Raw genomic sequence first — 19,165 nt, forward strand, 5'->3', positions numbered from 1 at the left:
CCGCCGGCCCGGCACCGGGGGGCGCGGCGGCGGGCACCGCCCGGGCGCGGGAGGATCGCGGGGTGACGCCCGCCGCCGACGCCGCACCTGTCCGCCGCCCGACGACGGCCGGGGAGACGACGCCCGAGAACCCGTGGCCCGTCCGGCTGCTGGCCGCGAAGATGGACGCCTACATCGCGAAGATGCCCTGGACGTGGGTCGAGGGGCAGGTGGTGCAGGTCAACGACCGCCCCGGCTCCTCCGTCGTCTTCGTGACCCTGCGCGACGCCGACACCGACATGTCGCTCCCGGTGACCCTGTCCCGCCGCGTCCTGGCCCGGCTGCGCGACGTCCTGCCCGACGGGCTGGGGCACGGCACCCGCGTCGTGGTGCACGCCCGGCCGGAGTTCTTCGCCAAGCGCGGGACGCTGAGCCTCGCGGCCGACGACGTGCGGCCGGTGGGCGTGGGCGAGCTGCTCGCGCGGCTGGAGCACCTCAAGCGGCTGCTGGCCGCCGAGGGCCTCTTCGACCTCGCCCGCAAGCGGCCGCTGCCGTTCCTGCCGGCCGTCGTCGGCCTGGTGTGCGGCCGGGCCAGCGCGGCCGAGCGCGACGTCGTCGAGAACGCGCGGCTGCGCTGGCCCGCGGTGCGCTTCGAGGTGCGCGAGGTGGCCGTGCAGGGGCCCGCCGCCGTGGTCGAGGTCGTGGCCGCGCTGCGGGAGCTGGACGCCGACCCGGCCGTGGAGGTCGTGGTCGTGGCCCGCGGGGGCGGCAGCGTCGAGGACCTGCTGCCGTTCAGCAACGAGGCGCTGCTGCGCGCCGTCGCCGCCGCCCGCACGCCCGTCGTGTCGGCCATCGGTCACGAGGTGGACGCCCCCCTGCTGGACCTCGTCGCCGACGTCCGCGCGTCCACGCCCACCGACGCCGCCCGCCTCGTGGTCCCCGACGTCGCCGAGGAGCTCGCGGGGCTCGCGCAGCTGCGGGCCCGCACCCGCCGCGGTGTGCAGGGCCGGGTGGAGCGGGAGGGGGCCGCGCTCGCGGCGCTGCGCAGCCGACCCGTCCTCGCGACGCCGCACACGCTCCTCGACGTGCGGGCCGCCGAGGTCGGCGCCGCCCGCGGCCGGGCCCGGACCGCGCTGGCCGCCCGGCTGGACCGGGCCGGGGTCGACGTGGTCCACCTGCGCTCGACCGTGCGGGCCCTGTCGCCCGCCTCGACGCTGGCCCGCGGCTACGCCGTGGTGCAGCGCGGCGACGGCACCCTCGTGCGCGCGCCGGGCGACGCGCCGGGCGGGACGCCGCTGCGCGTGCGGCTGGCCGACGGCGAGATCGCGGCGACCGCGGACGGGCCCCGCCCGTAGGCTGCCGCCGTGCCGAAGACCTCCCCCCGCCCACCCGCCGACGCGACCGCCGGGGCCGTCGGCCCGGCCGCGCTCGCGGAGGAGCTCGACGCCCTCACCTACGAGCAGGCGCGCGACGAGCTGGTCGACGTGGTGCGCCGGCTCGAGACCGGCGGCGCGGGCCTGGAGGAGTCGCTCGCGCTGTGGGAGCGCGGCGAGGCGCTCGCCGACCGCTGCCAGCGCTTCCTCGACGGGGCCCGCGCCCGGCTCGACGCCGCGCGCGGCGAGGCCGCCGCCGACTGACCGGCCGAGGCGGGCGCGCGACTCAGGCCGCGGCCGTCGCCGTGGGGGTCGGGACGGGCGCCGAGGGGTCCGCCGGGTCGCCCCACGTGACGCCCGCGGCCGCCCAGCCCGCTTCGACGCCGCGCGCCAGCTGCCCCAGCACCGTGTAGTCGCCCTCGCCCGTCGCGATGACCGTGACGCCGCCCTGCTCGCGCACGAGGCTGTGCCGGTCGCGCTCGGGCTGGAGGAACCGCTGCCAGGTCTCCCCGTCGATGGTCTGCTCCCCGTCCGCGCTGCCACCGGCGATCTGCGCGCGCTGCCAGGCCGGCGTGACGTCGCGCGCGACCTCGATGGACACGTACTTGCCCGCCGCCGTCCGGTACCCCACGTGCCAGGTGCGGATGTCGTCGGTCGAGCGGTTGACCTCCGCCGACGTCGCCTCCCAGCCGTCCAGGCCCAGGGGCACGGGCGGCGTGAAGGACAGGGTCCGGACGCCGCCCGAGGCCGCGTTGGGCACGTCGGCCGCGGGCTGCTGGATGCTGTTCGGGCGCGGGAGCAGCAGGACGACGGCCATGACGATGCCGAGGATCACGGCCATCGAGATGACCATCGATCGCACGTTGCCGCCGCCGCGGGCGGGCCGCGGCACGCCGCGGGGGTCCTCGGAGGCCTGCGTCGTGGCGGGGTCGCCTGTCGTGCTCACCCCGCCATGGTGACCGACGGAGCGGGCCGGTGGCGCACCGACCCCGCGGCGCGGCGTGCCCCGCCGGGGGCGACGGCGCGGAGGGGCTGCGCCGCTACGCTTCGCCCCAGTCGAGCCTGGAGGTCCCCGATGTCGCAGTCCCCCACGTCCCTGGTCCCGCCGTCACTGGCGGTGGGGACGGAGGCGCCCGACCGCAACCTGGCGATGGAGCTGGTGCGCGTCACCGAGGCGGCGGCCATGGCCGGTGGCCGGTGGGTGGGGCGCGGTGACAAGAACCGCGCGGACGGCGCCGCGGTGAACGCGATGCGCACGCTCATCGGGACGGTGAGCATGAACGGGGTCGTCGTCATCGGCGAGGGCGAGAAGGACAACGCGCCCATGCTCTACAACGGCGAGCGCGTCGGCGACGGCAACGGCCCCGAGTGCGACGTCGCGGTGGACCCCATCGACGGCACGACCCTGACCGCGCGCGGGATGAGCAACGCCGTGGCCGTCCTCGCGGTGGCCGAGCGCGGCACGATGTACGACCCGAGCGCCGTCTTCTACATGGAGAAGCTGGTCGTGGGCCCCGAGGCCGCGGACGTCGTGGACATCCGGCTGCCCGTGAAGGAGAACATCCGGCGGCTCGCCAAGGCGCGCAAGCGCTCCGCGGAGGACATCACGGTCTGCGTCCTGGACCGGCCCCGCCACGAGCAGCTGGCGGCGGAGATCCGCGACGCCGGCGCCCGCATCAAGTTCATCTCCGACGGCGACGTCGCCGGGGCCGTGATGGCCGCCCGCGAGGGCACGGGCGTGGACATGCTGCTCGGCGTGGGCGGCACGCCCGAGGGCATCATCACGGCCTGCGCCATCCACTGCCTCGGCGGCACCATCCAGGGCCGGCTGTGGCCGCGCGACGACGACGAGCGGCAGAAGGCCCTCGACGCGGGGCACGACCTCGACGCGGTGCTGGACACGCAGACGCTCGTGGACAGCGACAACGTGTACTTCGTGGTCACCGGCATCACCGACGGCGAGCTGGTCGGCGGGGTGCGCTACGACGGCGACTCGATCCGCACGTCGAGCATCGTCATGCGCTCGAAGTCGGGCACCATCCGCCGCGTCGAGAGCGAGCACCGGCTGTCCAAGCTGCGGGCCTACTCCGCCGTCGACTTCACGGGGCCGCGGTGAGCGCCCGGGCGGTCGTCGTCGGCGAGGCGCTCGTCGACGTCGTCCGCAGCGCGGACGGGCGCAGCAGCGAGCACGCCGGCGGCAGCCCCATGAACGTGGCCTACGGCCTCGGCCGCCTCGGCCACGACGTGTCGCTGCTGACGCGGATGGGCGACGACGAGCACGGTCGCCTGCTCCGCGAGCACCTCGCGGCCGCCGGCGTGCACCTGCTGCCCGGGGCCGTGGACGGCGGCCGGACCGCGGTGGCGCGCGCCGAGCTCGACGCCGAGGGCAAGGCGACCTACGAGTTCGACCTGGAGTGGGCCGTCCCGCCCGCGGAGCTGCCGCAGGACCTGGACGTGCTGCACACCGGCTCGATCGGGGCCGCCGTGGCGCCCGGGGCCGACACGGCGCTGGAGCTGCTGGGCGCGGCGCGGGGTCGCACGACGACGAGCTACGACCCGAACGTGCGCCCGGCCTTCTTCGACTCCCCCGCGCAGGCCCTGGCCCGCGTGGAGGCCTTCGTCGGGGTCGCCGACGTCGTGAAGGCCAGCGACGAGGACATCGCCTGGCTGCTGCCCGGCGCCGACGTCGCCGACGTCGCGCGGGAGTGGCAGTCCCGCGGGCCCGCGCTCGTGGTCGTCACGCGCGGCGGGTCGGGCGCCGTGGCCGTCGGCCCGTCCGGGTCCCTGACGGTGGCCTCGCCGCGCATCGACGTGGTCGACACCGTGGGCGCGGGCGACGCCTTCATGTCGGGGCTGCTGCACGCCCTGGCCGTGGCGGACCTGCTCGGCCGCGACGCGCTGCCGGCGCTGCGCCGGCTCGACCTCGGCACGCTGGAGTCGCTCGTGGCGACGGCGGTCCGCTCGGCGTCCATCACCGTGCAGCGCGCGGGGGCCAACCCGCCCACCCGCGCCGAGCTCGACGCGGCCTGACGCCCCCGCGGTCAGCGCCCGCGGCGCGGGCGCAGCAGGGCCGCCCGCGCCGCCACGGCTCGCGCCACGCGGCGGCCCGCGTCGGCCGTCGCCGTGGCGCGGCGCACGAGGCGCTCGTGCCCCCGCAGCTCGTCGCGGTAGGTGCGCCGCAGCAGGCTGAGGCGGTCCACCAGGCCGGGCACGAGGCCCTGCGCGGCGGGCGCCAGCACGAGTCGCACCGTGCGGCGCGTGCGCGTGGTCAGCCGGCGCTTGTAGTCCTCCTCGCCGCGCAGCAGGTCCAGCTCCCGGTAGCCCGAGGCGATGGCCCGGCGGCGCACGCGCAGCAGGAGCAGCGCGCCGGGACCGTAGGCCGCCCACTCCGCGCGGTAGGACTGCAGGTAGCCGTGCAGGGCCCGCGGCCCCGCGAAGCACAGCGTGTAGGCGACGAGGACACCCCCCACCCGGACCCCCGCGAGCTGCACGACGGCCCGGGGAGCGGTGGCGAGCACCTGGGCCAGCAGCCGCCCCGACTCGCCCTGCCACGGCTGGCGGCGCTCCGCCGCGTGCGGGTGGGCCCGGTCCACGGCGGCCAGCTCCTCGACGACGTCGCCCACGGCGCGGCCGGCGAGCAGGTCGTCCACGACGTCCACGGCCCCGGCCGCCGCGAGCCGGCGCCACTGGCGGCGCTCCTCGTGCCGGGCGTGCCGGCCGAGCGACTCCTCGTGCTCCTCGAGCGTGTCGGGCAGGCGCAGGGAGGCGACGACCGCCTGCGGCAGGCGGCGCACGGAGTACTCGCGGGCCTCGGCCCAGACGTCGACCGCCTCGAGGAGCACGTCGCCGACGCGCACCTGCTCGAGGTCGAGCAGCGCCCCGGGCACCTCGTCGACGACGGCGTCGAGCACGGCCGCGACGAGCCGCTCCTGCGGGACGCCGCAGTCGGGGTCGGTCAGGACGGTCGCGTAGTCGCTGCCGCCCGCGCCGAGGAAGGTCAGCAGCGGCCGCGGCCCGGCCAGCGCGCTGAACGCCCCGAGCGCGAGCAGCCGGCCCTGGCGGCGCACGAGGACCAGCAGCGGCTCGCCCGACCCGAGGTGCTCGTGCACCGCGAGCAGCCAGTCCGGGCCGCAGAAGGGCGGGGCGCCCGCCGCGACGGCGAGCACGCGCCACTCCGGCACGGGTGCGCCCTCGAGGGTGTGCCGCACGCTCACCTGCAGGCCCGCGGCCGGGTCCCGCACGACCGACAGACCGGGCAGGTCCCGCGGGAGCGGCAAGGGGGCCCGGACCGCGCCCGTGCGCCCGGCACCGGCCGGCGCGGCCAGGGGGGGCAGCGACGTCGGGGGCGGCACGGGCAGGTCGGCGAGGGCGTCGGTCACGGTCGTCCGGCCTCCCCGCAGGTCTGGCGGCCTGCGGTCGTCCGCGGGTCCGTGCGGGCACAGTAACCGCGCCCCCGGACATCCTCGCGACACCGCCGCACGAGCACGCGGCGCGTCGCCAAACCCCCACGGAGCGTTGACGAAGGGTCACGCTGGGCCACGTCCCGCGGCCGGGCGCGACCCGTCCGGGAGGGTGGCGGACCGTCAGGTCCGGGCGCCCATGGGCTCCTTGCGGCCACCGCTGCTCCGGGCCGCGCGCTCCAGCGAGCGCAGCCGCAGCTTCTCCGACAGCTCCCCGATCGCCACGGCCCGCTCCTCGTCGCGCGTGAGGTTCTCCCCCGTCGACGGGTCGAAGACGTGCATCCGGTCCGGGTCGAACCACAGCTGGGCGGTGTCGCCGTCGCGGACCGACGTCATGGCGTCCAGCGTGACCACGAGCTGGCTGCGCATGCTCTCGCCGTCGAGCTCGCGGTCGAGCTCGGCCAGCTGCTCCTTGGTCTCGGCGGCCGCCTCGAAGGGGATGTAGGCGTACAGCTCGTTGCCCAGCCACTCGGTGACGTCGACCGGCGCGGAGAAGGTGACCGCCCCGGCGGGCGCCTCGGTGACCTCGACGTCGTCGAAGTGCTCCGGCCGCACGCCGACGACGAGGAGCTCGCCCTGCCGCCGCTCCGCGCCGATGACCGCGGGCGCGGGGACCTCGCAGAACGGCAGCTGCAGCCGGTCGCCCGCCACGCGCGCGGGCAGGAAGTTCATGGGCGGCGAGCCGATGAACCCGGCGACGAAGAGGTTGACGGGCTGCTCGTAGAGCTCGCGCGGGCTGGCGACCTGCTGCAGGACGCCCTTGCGGAGCACGGCCACCCGGTCCCCCAGGGTCATGGCCTCGGTCTGGTCGTGCGTCACGTACACCGTGGTGGTCGCGAGGCTGCGCTGCATGCGCGCGATCTCCGTGCGCATCTGCCCGCGCAGCTTGGCGTCGAGGTTGGACAGCGGCTCGTCGAAGAGGAACGCCTTGGCGTCGCGCACGATCGCGCGGCCCATGGCCACCCGCTGGCGCTGCCCGCCCGAGAGGTTGGCCGGCTTGCGGTCCAGGTGCTCGTTCAGCTCGAGCATGTCCGCCGCCCGCTGCACGCGGGAGCGGACCTCCTCCTCGGACACCTTGCCGTGCGCCAGCCGCAGCGGGAAGGCGATGTTCTCCCCCACCGTCAGGTGGGGGTAGAGCGCGTAGTTCTGGAACACCATGGCGAGGTCGCGCTCGCGGGGGGCGAGGTCGTTGACGCGCTCGCCGTCGATCAGGAGGTCGCCCGAGGTGATGTCCTCCAGGCCCACGATCATCCGCAGCAGCGTCGACTTCCCGCAGCCCGAGGGGCCGACGAGGATCAGCAGCTCGCCGTCGGCGATGTCGATGCTGACGTCGTTGACGGCCGGGAAGCCGTCGCCGTACTTCTTGACGATGTTCTTGAGCTCGATGCGGGCCATCGCGGGCGCTCCTGGGTGCGGGGACGGATCGGGTCGGTGGGCGGGCGGTCAGCCCTTGACGGCACCGTTGGTGAGCCCCGCGACGATCCGGCGCTGGAAGACCAGCGCGAGGAGGACCACGGGGATGGTGACGATGACGGCCGCCGCGGAGATGGCGCCCGTCGGCTGCACGAAGTAGCTGGACCCGGTGAAGGAGCTCAGCGCCGCCGGGACGGGCTGGGCCCGCGACGTCGACGTCAGGGAGATGCCGAAGACGAAGTCGTTCCACGCGATGAAGAACGCGATGATCGCCGTGGTGAACACCCCGGGCGCGGCCAGCGGGACGATGACCTTGCGGAACGCCTGCCAGCTGGTCGCCCCGTCGACCTGCGCGGCCTGCTCCATGTCCCACGGGATGCCGCGGAAGAACGCCGACATGGTCCAGATCGAGATCGGCAGCGTCAGCGCGAGGTAGGGGATGACGAGGCCGGGGATCGTGTCGTAGAGGCCGATCTGGCGCCACAGGTTGAACAGCGGGGTGACCATCGTGATGACGGGGAACACCGCGACGGCCAGCGCGCTCGTGAGCACGAGCCGCTTGCCCGGGAAGTCCAGCCGGGCGATGGCGTAGGCCGCGAACATGGCCAGCACGACCGCGATGACGGTGGCGACGAGGCACACGATGACGGAGTTGCGCAGCGCGGGCAGGAAGAGCTCCGCGCCGTCGCCCGAGAAGATGCCCGAGTAGTTCTCTCCCGTGGCGTTCGTGGGGAGGAAGCTCCGGTTGGCCAGGTCGCTCTCAGCCTTGAAGCTGAGGGAGACGATCCACGCCACGGGCAGCAGCGCGTACAGGACGATGAACAGCGCTCCGAGGTACCAGAGCCCCTTCTCCTTGCGAGACATGGCTCCCACGTCAGGACTCCCCCCTGGCGCGAGCGAGGTCCACGCCGAACACCTTGATGGCGATGAAGCAGATGACGAGCACGCAGAGGAACAGCAGCACGGACACCGCCGACCCGAGACCGATCTCGAGCCTCGAGATGGTCTGGTTGTAGGCCAGGGCCGACAGCGTCTCCGTCCCGGCAGCGCCCTTGGTCATGATGTAGACGTTGTCGAAGATGCGGAACGCGTCCAGGGCCCGGAACAGCAGGGCGACCATGATCGACGCCTTCATGTTCGGCAGCGTGACCCGGAAGAGCCGCTCGCGCGCCGTGGCGCCGTCGACCTTCGCGGCCTCGAGCATGTCGTCGGGGACCTGCGCGAGGCCCGCGAGCAGCAGCAGCGAGATGAACGGCGTCGTCTTCCAGATCTCCGACAGGCAGATGACCGTCAGAGCCGTCCACTTGTTGGCGAACCAGTCGAAGTCGGCGCCCACGAAGGGCAGGACGGCGTTCATGAAGCCCGTGGTGAGGCCGAACGCGTACTGCCAGGCGTAGGCGGAGACGACCGTGATGACGGCGTAGGGCACGAGGATCGCGGTGCGCACGACGGGCCGGAGCCACCCGAGGACCTTGTGCATGACCATCGCCAGCGCGAACCCGATGACGAGCTCGACGGCGACCGTCACGACGGTGATGAGGACGGTGTTCCCCATCGCCGACCACCACAGCGAGTCGGTGAGGATGACGCCGTAGTTGCGCAGGCCGATGAACTCCCGGTCGGCGGGGGCCGTGAGGCGGAAGCTGAACAGCGACTCGTAGAGCGCCTGCAGGATGGGGTAGCCGGTGACGCCGACGAGGATGACGAACGCCGGGCCGGCGAGGTACCAGCCGAGCCGGGCCTCCGCCCTGGCCCGGTCGGTCGCGCGCACCTTCCCCTTCCGGCCTCCGGGACCGGCCGCGGTGGCGCCCGCCCTGGCCGTGGTCGTGGAGCTCACAGCAGCTTCTCCCCTCGCAGGACCTGGCCGATGAACTCCCCCGACGCGGCGGGGGTGGACCCGGTGACCTCGGACACGGGTTGCCAGCGGTCCTGGATGCCCTGGCTGACCTCGTTGTAGTACGCCGTCTGCGGCCGCGGCGCCGCCTGCTCCAGCGACTGCCGGATGGTCTCGGCCATCGGGAAGTCCGCCTGCACCGCCGGGTCGTCGTAGACCGCGGTGAGGGCCGCGGGGTTGCCGTCGGAGAGCATGTAGGCCGCCTGGTTCTCCTGCGACACGATGCACTGCACGGCCTCGAACGCCTCGGCCCGGTGCTCGCTGAACGCGCTGACCCCGATGTCGATGCCGCCCAGCGGCGGCGCGCTCGGCGTCCCGGCGACGACCTCGGGGTAGGTGGTCCAGCCGTAGTCCTCGAAGACGGCGGCGTCCATCGTGCCGCCCTCGGCCGCGGACTTCGCCTGCGCGTAGACGAACGGCCAGTTGACCATGAAGTCCGCGCCGTCCTGCTGGAACAGGTTCGCGGTGGCCGACTCGTCGCGGTTGTCGATGCCCGGGCCGGCCACGCCGGCCGCGGTGATCTGCTCCATCACCTGCGCCGCGGCCCGGCCGGCGTCGGAGTCCAGGCCCAGCCGGATGTCCGGGCCCTTGGCCTCGGGGTTCTCGATGACCTCGCCGCCGGCCGAGGCGATCAGCGCGTTGACCCACACGGTCATCGACTCCGCTCTGGTGCCCTGCACGCCGATCGCGGTGTCCTGGGCCTTCGCGGCGTCGATGAGCTGCTGCCAGGTCACGGGCTTCGTCATGTCCAGGCCCGCGGCCTGCGCCACCGACTTGCGGTACCAGAGGAGCTGCGTGTTGGCCCAGAACGGCGCCGCGACCAGCCGGCCCTTCCAGGTCGCGGCCTGGACGGCGCCGTCGACCACGCCGTCGGACAGCCGCTGCTGCAGGTCCGCGGGGATCTCGGCGAGGAAGCCCGCCTCCGACGTCTCCGGCACGAACACCGGGTCCAGGCTCATGAGGTCGATCGAGGTGTCGTTGCCCGCCAGCCGCCGCATGAGCTGCTCGCGCTGGGCCGCGGCCTGGCTGGGCAGGATCGACGTCTCGATCGTGTAGGCGCCGTTCGACGCCTCGCTGCAGGCGGCCGCGATCGTGGCCTGCCCGCCGTTGTCGGGGTTGATGTACCAGTTCAGCGTCGGCGTCCCGGTCGACGCCGAGCCGCTCCCGCACGCCCCGAGGGTGCTCGCGAGCAGCAGCCCCACGCTCACCGTCCCGACGCGAGTGCGCCAATGGCCTGCCACGGTCCCTCCTCGGACGTGTCCACCTCGCGGTCCCGGCCATGCCTACACCTGTGACCCAGGGCACGCCAGGCGGAGATCCAGCGGAGTGTGCCTCCGGGGCCCGCGGGAGGGGCGACGGACCCGGTCCCACCACCGGTGCCGCCCCGGGGGCGGACACGGCAGGATGGAGCCATGGCCACCGAGGACCTGACGAGCGGGGTGCCCGCCGAGGGCACCGCCGAGTTCCGCATCGAGCACGACACCATGGGGGAGGTCCGGGTGCCCGCCGCCGCGAAGTGGCGGGCGCAGACCCAGCGGGCCGTCGAGAACTTCCCCCTGTCCGGCACCGGGCTGGAGCGCTCTCACATCGAGGCCCTCGCCCGCATCAAGAAGGCCGCCGCGACGGCGAACGCCGAGCTGGGCGTGCTCGCGGCCGACGTCGCGGAGGCGGTGGCCGCGGCCGCCGAGGAGGTGGCCACGGGCCGCTGGGACGGCGAGTTCCCCGTCGACGTCTTCCAGACCGGGTCGGGCACGTCGTCGAACATGAACGCCAACGAGGTCATCGCGACGCTGGCCACCGAGCGGCTCGGCCGCCCCGTGCACCCCAACGACCACGTCAACGCGTCGCAGTCCTCCAACGACGTGTTCCCCACCTCCGTGCACGTGGCGGCGACCTCCGCGGTCGTGCGCGAGCTCGTGCCCGCGCTCGAGCACCTCGAGGCGGCGCTGCGGCGCAAGGCCGGCGAGTGGGCGGGCGTCGTGAAGTCCGGCCGCACCCACCTCATGGACGCGACGCCCGTCACGCTCGGGCAGGAGTTCGCGGGGTACGCGGCGCAGGTGCGCCGCGGCGTGCAGCGCGTGGAGGCCACCGTCGGCCGCGTCGCCGAGGTCCCGCTGGGCGGGACCGCCGTCGGGACGGGCATCAACACCCCGCCCGGCTTCCCGCAGCGCGTCATCGAGCTGCTGGCCGAGGACACGGGCCTGCCCCTGACGGAGGCCGAGGACCACTTCGAGGCGCAGGGCGCGCGCGACGCCCTCGTGGAGCTGTCGGGCGCCCTGCGCACGGTCGCGGTGAGCCTCACGAAGGTCTGCAACGACCTGCGCTGGATGGGTTCCGGCCCCCGCACGGGCCTGGGCGAGCTGCGCCTGCCCGACCTGCAGCCCGGGTCCTCGATCATGCCCGGCAAGGTCAACCCCGTCGTGCCCGAGGCGGTCCTCATGGTCTGCGCCCAGGTCGTCGGCAACGACGCGACGGTGGCCTGGGCGGGCGCCAGCGGCGCGTTCGAGCTGAACGTCCAGATCCCCGTCATGGCCCGCAACGTCCTGGAGTCGACGCGGCTGCTCGGCAACGCGGCCCGCCTGCTGGCCGACCGCACGGTCGACGGCCTGGAGGCCGACGTCGAGCAGTGCCGGCGCTACGCAGAGTCCTCCCCCTCGATCGTCACGCCGCTCAACCGGGTCATCGGCTACGAGTCCGCCGCGAAGGTCGCCAAGCACGCCGTCGCGGAGGGCCTGACCGTCCGCGAGGCCGTCGTGGCCCTGGGCTTCGTCGAGCGCGGCGACGTGACCGACGAGCAGCTCGACGCCGCTCTGGACGTCATGTCGATGACCACGCCGAAGCAGGCCTGAGCCCCGTACGTCGGGCCGGGCGTGCGCGGGTGCACCCGGCCCCGGGGCGGCCCGGTGGCGACGGCAGGCGGGAGAGGCGCTGCGGCCGTAGGGTCGGCGCCGTGATCGGGCGCATCGACGAGGTCGTGGTGGACTGCGCGGAACCCCTGGTGCTGGCGGGGTTCTGGGCGCAGGTCCTGGGCGGCGAACCCTGCCACCGCGACGAGTCGTGGTCGTTCGTGGACCCGCCCGGCTGGACGCGGCTGGCCTTCCAGCTCGTGGGTGAGCCGAAGCTCGTGAAGAACCGGCTGCACCTCGACGTCCTGGTCGAGGACCTGGCCGCCGCCACCGCGGCGGCCGAGGACGCGGGCGCGGTGCGGGTGGGCGAGGTCCAGACCTCCGGCGCCGGGTCGTTCCAGGTGCTGCTCGACCCCGAGGGCAACGAGTGGTGCGTCGTCCTGCCCGCCTGAGGAGCGCGCGGGCCCGCGCCCCCGGGGGCGGGGGCGGGCGGCTCTCGCCAGACTGACGGCGTGCTCGTCGGCCAGCTGCTCCTCGTCGTGCTCGGCGCCCTGGCGCTGACCGTCCTCGCCGACCGGCGGGGCCTGCAGGCGCCGCTGGTGCTGGCCGTCGCGGGCGCCGCCGTGTCCTTCGTCCCCGGACTGCCGCGGCTGGAGCTCCCGCCGGACGTCATCCTGTCCGTCGTCCTGCCGCCGCTGCTGTTCTCGGCGACCACCGACTTCTCCTGGTCCAGCTTCGTGCGCCGCTGGCGATCGATCACGAACCTCGGCGTCGTCCTCGTGGTCGTCACGACGGCCGTGGTCGGGGCGGTCGCCGCGTGGGCCGTGCCCTGGCTGACGCTGCCGCTCGCCCTGGTGCTGGCGGCGGTGGTCTCGCCGCCGGACGCTGTGACGGCGGTGGCGATCGGCGGCCGGCTGGGACTGCCCCGGCGGGTGCTGACGACCCTCAAGGGCGAGAGCCTCGTCAACGACGCGGCCGCCCTGACCCTGTTCTCGGTGACGACGGCGCACGTCACGGGAGCCCGGACCGTCGTCGACGGCGTCGTGCCGTACTTCGCCTTCACGGCCGTGGTCGGCGTCCTCGTCGGCGCCGCGCTCGGACGGCTCGTGCACCTGGTGCGCAGCCGGATCGACGACCCGACCACCATGACGGCGTTCGCCGTGCTGCTGCCCTTCACGGCGTACGCGGTGGCCGAGGCGCTGGAGGCCTCGGGCGTGCTCGCGGTCGTGGCGGCGGGGTTCGCGCTCTCGCGCCGCTCGGTGCGCGCGGTCTTCGCCACCCGGATCGCGGAGCGCGACGTCTGGAACGTGCTCGGCGTGCTGCTCGAGGCCTTCGTGTTCGCCTACCTCGGGCTGCAGCTGAAGTTCCTGCTGGCCGACGCCGCGGTGCAGGGGTCCCGGCCCGCGCAGCTGCTCGCCGCGAGCCTCGCCGTGCTCGCCGCGGTCGTGCTGGTGCGCCTCGCGTGGGTGCTGCTCGGCGGGGTCCTCATGCGGGAGGTGCTGCGCGGCAGGTGGTCTCCGCAGGGCCGGCACTACGGGCCGCGGGAGGACCTCGTCATCGCCTGGACCGGCATGCGCGGCGTGGTGACCCTGGCGGCCGCCGCCGGCATCCCCGCCCGCCTCGGCGACGGGACGCCGTTCCCGCACCGCGAGGACCTGCAGGTCCTGGCCTTCGTCGTCGCGGTCGGCACCCTGCTGCTGCAGGGGGCGACGCTGCCGCGGCTCATCCGGCGCCTCGACCTCGACGTCCCCGAGGAGCAGCGGTGGCTCACCGAGCAGCGGCGCCGCGCGCGCGAGGTCGCCGTGGGCAGCAACCACCGCGTCCTGGACGCGGCGCGCGAGCGGGCCACCTCCTCCGCCGAGCGGGAGCTCGTGGACAGCGTCGCCCAGCGGATGGACCGGCTCGCGGCCCTGCGGGAGGAGGACGCCGACGACTCCGGCGACGCCCTGACCGGCCGGCGGGCGGCGAGCCGGGCCGTCGCGGTGCGGCGGGAGATGATCACGGCGCAGCGGGCCGCGCTGGTCCGCGCGCAGGAGGACGGGACGGTGGACGCCGAAGCCGTCGGCGACCTGCTCGAGCAGCTCGACCTCGACGAGGCCGCCCTCGTCCACCGCGGCTCCCCGCGGCTGTGAGTGCGCCCCGGGGGTCCGGCCTCAGGCGCGGTAGCGCTGCCAGACGGCGTCCATGCGCCGCGACTGCCCAGTCGTGAACGCGTGCATGCAGTCGTCGTAGGAGTAGTCCATGAAGTTCTCGACCGGGTCCAGCCCCGGGTCCTTGGCGCAGGTGTCGCTGCCCTGCGGGCACCCGGAGGCGGGCAAGGCCTCGGCCGGGGTGTCGGCCACCCGGTCGCCGGCGGTCGAGCACCTGTTCTGGAACGTGTGGTACAGACCGAGCCAGTGCCCGACCTCGTGCGTCAGGGTGTCCCCCTCTGCGTAGGGACCGGCAGAGCCGCCCGGCACGGACTCGTTGAGGACGACGACGCCGTCGCGCCAGGGCTTGCTGTTCCCGCCCTGCTGCGGGAAGTAGGCGTAGCCGAGGAGCCCCCCGCCGAGGCCCGCGAGGTACACGTTGAGCGTGCTCTCGTCGCCCTGCCGCAGGGAGGTCTTCGCGGCACGCTCCGCGGGACTGCCGAACTGCAGATCGGCCCAGGCGGGCTGGATGGTCCAGGTGGTGTCGCGCAGCGCGAAGCGGAAGGGCGTCACCGCTGCGTCGGCTCCCGTCCGGCCGGCGAACGCGTCGTTCAGGACCTCGACCTGGGCGTCGACCTCGGCGGGCGTCAGCAGGCCCTCGGCCCTGGTCGGGCCCGTGGCGATGACGTGCACGACGGTGTCGACCACGACGCTGCCGGGCGCACTGGGAGCGGGCGACCGCACCCCCTCCAGCAGGTCCGGGCCACCGGAGGAGGACTCCGGCTCACGCACCTTGGCCCCCGGCCGCGCCCGGGCCTCGAGCCCGCCGGCGGGCGCGCTGCAGGCGGCGGACGCCCCCGCAGCGGTCGCCGCCGTCGTCCCGGGGGCGGAAGCCGGGGACCCTGGGGCGGCACCGAGCACTCCCGCGGCCAGGACGGCCACGACGACGGCGGAACGGGGAGAACGGCTGCGCTGCACGAGGACCTCCACGACGGGCGCGGGGGCGAGTGCGCCCGCTGCTGGGAGGATCCTGTCCGTCGCCGGGGTGTCACGTCAGCCGTTCGGCGCAATCGGTCCCCACTGCGTGACGGGCCACACCACACCGGGTTCCTGTCAGGACGTCGAGACCCCGGGAACGCCGGAGGGCGCCGGCCCCCGCGGGGACCGGCGCCCTCCGGCGTCGTCGTGGTGGTGCGACCTCAGACCGCGCCACCCGCGGCGGGCGGCGCCGAGGAGTCGTGGCCCTCGTCGTGACCCTCGCGGGCCAGCCAGTCCTCGACCCGGAACAGGTCGTCACCGGCGCGGTCGACGATGGCCAGCAGCGTGGTCATCGAGGCGATCTCCTCGACCTGCTCCTTGAGGAACCAGAGCACGAACTGCTCACCGATGAAGTCGCCCTCGGCGCGCGCCGCCGCGAAGAGCGCCTCGATCTGCCGGGTGACCTGCTGCTCCTGCGCGAGCGCGAGCTCGATGATCTCGCGCACGGACGTGAACTCGTTGCGCACCGCGGGAACCGCGGGGACGACCGTCGGGATGTCCCGGTCCAGCTGGTACTGGACCATCATCATCCCGTGGTTGCGCTCCTCGATCGCCTGCGCGTAGAAGAGCTTCGCGAGCTGCTTGAGGTCGTGGGCGTCGAACCAGACCGCCAGCGCGACGTACTGCTGGTGGGCGTGGAACTCCGACGCGACCTGGTCGGTCAGCAGCTCGACGAACGAGCGGGCGCCGGGCTTCCTCATCGGAGGAGGCTCATCGGGAGTAGTACTCCACGACCAGCTGCTCGTCGCACGTCACGGGGATCTGCTCCCGCACCGGCAGCGCGAGGATGGTCGAGGAGAGCTCGTCGCGCTTGACGTCGAGCCAGCCCGGGATCTCGTTGTCGGCCCAGCCGCCCTCGGACGCCACGATGAACGGCGTCTTCGTCTTGCTGCGGGGGGCGACCTCGACGACCTGGCCGGGGACGACGCGGTAGGACGGGCGGTCCACGCGGCGGCCGTCGACGACGATGTGGCGGTGCACGACCATCTGGCGGGCCTGGTAGATGGTGCGGGCGAAGCCGGAGCGCCAGATGACCGCGTCGAGGCGGGTCTCGAGCAGCGTGACGAGGTTCTGGCCCGTCTTGCCCGGCTTGCGCTTGGCGAGGTCGTAGGCGCGGCGGAGCTGGGTCTCGCTCACGTCGTACTGGAAGCGCAGGCGCTGCTTCTCGCGGAGCTGCGTCGCGTAGTCCGACGCCTTGCGCTGCTTGCGCCCGTGCATGCCCGGCGGGTACGGACGACGGTCCATGTACCGGGCGGCCTTGGGTGTGAGGGCCACACCCAGTGCGCGGCTGATGCGCACCTTGGGACGAGCGTTGTTCATTCTTCCTCCAGATCGTAAGGTTAGCCTGGCCTCAGTCGAGATCAGCTCGACGACGCTCACGCGCCGAGACCAGGACGATCGCGCTCCGAGGAGAGACACGTGACCCGATGGACCACGGCACCCGACGGACGTTCGGAGCGCACCGCGACCAACTCTACGGCCTGCGAGGGGGTGCCCCCGACCGGCGGCGCCGCCGTCCCGGCCCGCGAGGAGACGCGCACGACGCCCGCCGAGTGGGCCCGCACCCTCGCCCAGGGCACGGTGGCGGGCACGCTGCACCTGCCCCGCGCGGACGCCGCCGACGGCTGCGGCGGGACGGGCGGGCGCGCGCCCCGCGGGCGGGCCCGCACGCAGTCGCTGCCGGTCACCCACCTGAGCGACGCCACGGGCGGCCTGCTGCTGCTCGTGGAGCTCGGAACCCCCCTGCACGCCCGGCTCCTCGAGCTGGGAGCCGAGGCCGGTGAGCACGGCCTGCCCGTGGTCCTCGACGTCCTCGACGTGCCGCCGGGGCAGGCCGCGCTCCCCCGCGCCCGGCTGTGCGTCACGGGGTGGGCGCTCGCGGTGCCGCCCGCCGAGCAGCGTCGCGTCGCGCAGGCCGCGGCCGCCGCCCGGCCGCTCGGCGCCCTCCTCGACGTCGGCAGCACGCGGCAGCTGTGGCGCGTCGACCCGGGCGACGTGCGCGTCACGACCGCCGACGGCGTGCACCTCGTCGCCGAGGAGGCGCTGCTGACGGCCACGCCCGACCCGCTGTACGACGACGAGGACGCCCTCGTCACGCACCTCGAGGCGCACCACAGCGACGAGCTGATCGGCTGGGTGCTGCGGACGCTGCCGCTGGAGCAGGCCCGCGAGGTGCGGGAGGTGTCCGTGGTCGGCGCCGACCGCTACGGCCTCGACGTGCTGTGCACGGTCGCGGGCGGCACGACGCTGCTGCGCGGCGCCTTCGACGCGCCGGTGCGCTCCGACGCCGACCTGCCGGCGGCGCTGTGCCGCCTCTTCGGCTGCCCCTGCGCGCGCCGCGGCGCCCTGGCCGGCGCGCACCGCTGACGGCCCGGCGCGGCGGGGGCGGCCCGCACGACGACGGACGCCCGCCACCCCGGCGAGGGGTGGCGGGCGTCCGTCGTGCCGCGTGCGCGTCGCGGCTCAGTACCAGTTGTTGGCCCTCGAGTGCGCCCACGCCGAGCAGGGCGTGCCGTAGCGGTTCTCGATGTAGCCCAGGCCCCAGGCGATCTGCGTCACCGGGTTCGTCGCCCAGTCGTCGCCCGCGGAGGCCATCTTCTTGCCGGGCAGGGCCTGCGGGATGCCGTAGGCGCTGGACGACGGGTTGTCCGCGTCGACCTTCCAGCCGCTCTCCTTGGTCCACAGCGAGTCGAGGCAGCTGAACTGCCCCTCGCCCCAGCCGCGCTCGGCGACCATGACCTGGGCGACGCCGCGGGGATCGCGCAGCGCGGTGCGGGTGGCCTCGGCGGCCGCGGCGACGCGGGCCGCCTCCGCCTGGCGCGCGGCCTCGGCCTGGCGGGCCTCCTCGGCGAGCCGGGCCTCCTCGGCCAGCCGGGCGTCGGTCGCGGCGCGCTGCGCGGAGGCGTCGAACCACGCCTGCGCCTTCTCCGTCTGCACCTGCTGCTGCACGGCGAGCATCACGTGGTCCGGGACGGCGGCCTCGGCCTGCGGCGCCGGCACCTGGCTGAACGAGGCACCGGCCAGGACGGCGGCGGCCAGCGCGACGACGCCGGGCGCGGCGGCCCGGGTCCAGCGGCGCGGCCGGGCGGGACGCGCGGTGCGGGCGGAGTGCTGGGCGGTGTGGCGGGGGGTGGTCGGCAAGCCGGGCCTTCCCTCGGTCGCCCGGCCCACGCCCGGTCGAGTGCGTCACCCTCCCGCTCGGGCCGTCCGGTCACCGCGCAGGCGGTGCACCGGCCGTGGGTCCCGACGGGCCGGACCCGGAGGGCCGACCCGACCTCGCCGGCGGCCTCGGTGAGGTCGCCGGTGCGGGGAGTGCTGTCGGACGCGCAGGCTGCCGCCCCGGCGGCGTGCAGCGCAAACCCGACGACCCGGTTTCGTCACGTTCAGGTCACGCAACCGCAACGATCCGTCGACTAATGTGGAACATCTCACACGTTCGGTCCCGTCGCCGACGTTTCGACGCTAGGCGGGACGGGGAGGTTCCGTCCTCCCCGTCGCCGTCGTCGCGGCGGCTCAGTGGAAGTCCGCGAGCAGCTCCGTCACGAGCGCGGCCACGGGCGAGCGCTCCGAGCGCGTGAGCGTGACGTGCGCGAAGAGCGGGTGCCCCTTGAGGGCCTCGACGACGGCCGCGACCCCGTCGTGACGCCCGACGCGGAGGTTGTCGCGCTGGGCGACGTCGTGCGTGAGGACGACCTTCGAGCCCTGCCCGATGCGGGACAGGACCGTCAGCAGGACGTTGCGCTCGAGCGACTGGGCCTCGTCGACGACGACGAAGGAGTCGTGCAGCGACCGGCCGCGGATGTGCGTGAGCGGCAGCACCTCCAGCAGGCCGCGGTGCAGGACCTCCTCGACCACGGCCGGGCTGACCAGGGCCTCGAGCGTGTCGAAGACGGCCTGGCCCCAGGGCCCCATCTTCTCGGCCTCCGACCCGGGCAGGTAGCCGAGGTCCTGCCCGCCGACGGCGTACAGGGGGCGGAAGACGACGACCTTGCGCTGCTCGCGGCGCTCCAGGACCGCCTCGAGGCCCGCGCAC

General features: G+C 74.8%; 19 protein-coding genes. 8 read left to right on the forward strand and 11 right to left on the reverse strand.

The window, feature by feature from the left end:
- The first annotated feature begins 62 nt into the window (after positions 1–62).
- Both xseA and GTR02_RS22400 read left to right on the forward strand, forming a co-directional pair.
- Positions 63–1,334, forward strand: a complete 1,272-nt coding sequence (gene xseA / locus GTR02_RS08820; RefSeq protein ID WP_166607117.1) for an exodeoxyribonuclease VII large subunit — start codon at positions 63–65, stop codon at positions 1,332–1,334.
- A 9-nt stretch (positions 1,335–1,343) separates the two neighbouring features.
- Positions 1,344–1,616 carry an exodeoxyribonuclease VII small subunit gene (locus GTR02_RS22400; protein WP_166607118.1) on the forward strand — a complete coding sequence of 91 codons (273 nt, stop codon included), beginning with the start codon at positions 1,344–1,346 and terminating at the stop codon, positions 1,614–1,616.
- 22 nt (positions 1,617–1,638) lie between these two features.
- Here the strand turns inward: GTR02_RS22400 and GTR02_RS08830 are convergent, their stop codons facing one another.
- The gene (locus tag GTR02_RS08830) at positions 1,639–2,298 is read right to left on the reverse strand and encodes a DUF4245 family protein (RefSeq protein ID WP_166607119.1); all 660 of its coding nucleotides are present in this window, start codon (positions 2,296–2,298) and stop codon (positions 1,639–1,641) included.
- Between the two features lie 129 nt (positions 2,299–2,427).
- Here GTR02_RS08830 and glpX point away from each other — a divergent pair, with 129 nt between their 5' ends.
- On the forward strand, positions 2,428–3,468 hold the full coding sequence (gene glpX, locus GTR02_RS08835; RefSeq protein ID WP_166607120.1) for a class II fructose-bisphosphatase: 1,041 nt from the start codon (positions 2,428–2,430) through the stop codon (positions 3,466–3,468).
- Positions 3,465–4,382: a PfkB family carbohydrate kinase gene (locus GTR02_RS08840; RefSeq protein WP_166607121.1), complete on the forward strand. Its 918-nt coding sequence runs from the start codon at positions 3,465–3,467 to the stop codon at positions 4,380–4,382. Before glpX ends, GTR02_RS08840 begins: the two co-directional genes overlap by 4 nt.
- An 11-nt stretch (positions 4,383–4,393) precedes the next feature.
- On the opposite strand, the gene GTR02_RS08845 is transcribed toward GTR02_RS08840, so the two are convergent.
- From GTR02_RS08845 to GTR02_RS08865, 5 genes are all read right to left on the reverse strand, one after another.
- Positions 4,394–5,731, reverse strand: coding sequence for a GNAT family N-acetyltransferase (locus GTR02_RS08845; protein ID WP_166607122.1), 1,338 nt, complete (start codon positions 5,729–5,731; stop codon positions 4,394–4,396).
- Positions 5,732–5,935: 204 nt separating this feature from the next.
- Positions 5,936–7,207 carry an ABC transporter ATP-binding protein gene (locus GTR02_RS08850; RefSeq protein WP_166607123.1) on the reverse strand — a complete coding sequence of 424 codons (1,272 nt, stop codon included), beginning with the start codon at positions 7,205–7,207 and terminating at the stop codon, positions 5,936–5,938.
- 48 nt (positions 7,208–7,255) lie between these two features.
- The gene (locus tag GTR02_RS08855) at positions 7,256–8,089 is read right to left on the reverse strand and encodes a carbohydrate ABC transporter permease (RefSeq protein WP_166607124.1); all 834 of its coding nucleotides are present in this window, start codon (positions 8,087–8,089) and stop codon (positions 7,256–7,258) included.
- 10 nt (positions 8,090–8,099) lie between these two features.
- Positions 8,100–9,062: an ABC transporter permease subunit gene (locus GTR02_RS22950; RefSeq protein ID WP_166607125.1), complete on the reverse strand. Its 963-nt coding sequence runs from the start codon at positions 9,060–9,062 to the stop codon at positions 8,100–8,102.
- Complete coding sequence (locus GTR02_RS08865) at positions 9,059–10,327, reverse strand: extracellular solute-binding protein (protein WP_338073689.1); 1,269 nt, start codon at positions 10,325–10,327, stop codon at positions 9,059–9,061. Before GTR02_RS08865 ends, GTR02_RS22950 begins: the two co-directional genes overlap by 4 nt.
- Before the next feature lie 204 nt (positions 10,328–10,531).
- Here GTR02_RS08865 and GTR02_RS08870 point away from each other — a divergent pair, with 204 nt between their 5' ends.
- From GTR02_RS08870 to GTR02_RS08880, 3 genes are all read left to right on the forward strand, one after another.
- Complete coding sequence (locus GTR02_RS08870) at positions 10,532–11,968, forward strand: class II fumarate hydratase (protein WP_166607127.1); 1,437 nt, start codon at positions 10,532–10,534, stop codon at positions 11,966–11,968.
- 101 nt (positions 11,969–12,069) lie between these two features.
- Positions 12,070–12,417 carry a VOC family protein gene (locus GTR02_RS23760; RefSeq protein ID WP_166607128.1) on the forward strand — a complete coding sequence of 116 codons (348 nt, stop codon included), beginning with the start codon at positions 12,070–12,072 and terminating at the stop codon, positions 12,415–12,417.
- Between the two features lie 60 nt (positions 12,418–12,477).
- Complete coding sequence (locus GTR02_RS08880) at positions 12,478–14,097, forward strand: Na+/H+ antiporter (RefSeq protein WP_166607129.1); 1,620 nt, start codon at positions 12,478–12,480, stop codon at positions 14,095–14,097.
- Positions 14,098–14,118: 21 nt separating this feature from the next.
- On the opposite strand, the gene GTR02_RS24335 is transcribed toward GTR02_RS08880, so the two are convergent.
- The 3 genes from GTR02_RS24335 to rpsD form a co-directional block, all read right to left on the reverse strand.
- Positions 14,119–15,072, reverse strand: coding sequence for a M43 family zinc metalloprotease (locus tag GTR02_RS24335; protein ID WP_166607130.1), 954 nt, complete (start codon positions 15,070–15,072; stop codon positions 14,119–14,121).
- A gap of 221 nt (positions 15,073–15,293) precedes the next feature.
- Complete coding sequence (locus GTR02_RS08890) at positions 15,294–15,833, reverse strand: ferritin (RefSeq protein ID WP_166607131.1); 540 nt, start codon at positions 15,831–15,833, stop codon at positions 15,294–15,296.
- A gap of 10 nt (positions 15,834–15,843) precedes the next feature.
- Positions 15,844–16,452: a 30S ribosomal protein S4 gene (gene rpsD / locus GTR02_RS08895; protein ID WP_166607132.1), complete on the reverse strand. Its 609-nt coding sequence runs from the start codon at positions 16,450–16,452 to the stop codon at positions 15,844–15,846.
- A 99-nt stretch (positions 16,453–16,551) separates the two neighbouring features.
- Between rpsD and GTR02_RS08900 the strand changes: the two genes are divergently transcribed.
- Positions 16,552–17,499: a DUF2470 domain-containing protein gene (locus tag GTR02_RS08900; protein ID WP_166607133.1), complete on the forward strand. Its 948-nt coding sequence runs from the start codon at positions 16,552–16,554 to the stop codon at positions 17,497–17,499.
- Between the two features lie 96 nt (positions 17,500–17,595).
- Here GTR02_RS08900 and GTR02_RS22405 read toward each other — a convergent pair whose 3' ends face one another.
- Positions 17,596–18,273, reverse strand: a complete 678-nt coding sequence (locus GTR02_RS22405) for an aggregation-promoting factor C-terminal-like domain-containing protein (RefSeq protein WP_205708897.1) — start codon at positions 18,271–18,273, stop codon at positions 17,596–17,598.
- A gap of 372 nt (positions 18,274–18,645) precedes the next feature.
- Positions 18,646–19,165, reverse strand: a 520-nt coding sequence (locus tag GTR02_RS08910) for a PhoH family protein (RefSeq protein ID WP_205708898.1), incomplete at its 5' end; no start/stop codon positions are given.

The organism is Kineococcus siccus (genome assembly GCF_009906795.1).
In the GTDB taxonomy this organism is placed as follows: Bacteria; Actinomycetota; Actinomycetes; order Actinomycetales; family Kineococcaceae; genus Kineococcus; species Kineococcus siccus.

Excerpts from the sequence above, each read along its gene's own strand:
- glpX (WP_166607120.1), top strand. The coding sequence starts at position 2,428 with ATGTCGCAGTCCCCCACGTCCCTGGTCCCGCCGTCACTGGCGGTGGGG.
- GTR02_RS08850 (WP_166607123.1), bottom strand. The coding sequence starts at position 7,207 with ATGGCCCGCATCGAGCTCAAGAACATCGTCAAGAAGTACGGCGACGGC.
- GTR02_RS08855 (WP_166607124.1), bottom strand. The coding sequence starts at position 8,089 with ATGTCTCGCAAGGAGAAGGGGCTCTGGTACCTCGGAGCGCTGTTCATC.
- GTR02_RS08870 (WP_166607127.1), top strand. The coding sequence starts at position 10,532 with ATGGCCACCGAGGACCTGACGAGCGGGGTGCCCGCCGAGGGCACCGCC.
- GTR02_RS08890 (WP_166607131.1), bottom strand. The coding sequence starts at position 15,833 with ATGAGGAAGCCCGGCGCCCGCTCGTTCGTCGAGCTGCTGACCGACCAG.
- rpsD (WP_166607132.1), bottom strand. The coding sequence starts at position 16,452 with ATGAACAACGCTCGTCCCAAGGTGCGCATCAGCCGCGCACTGGGTGTG.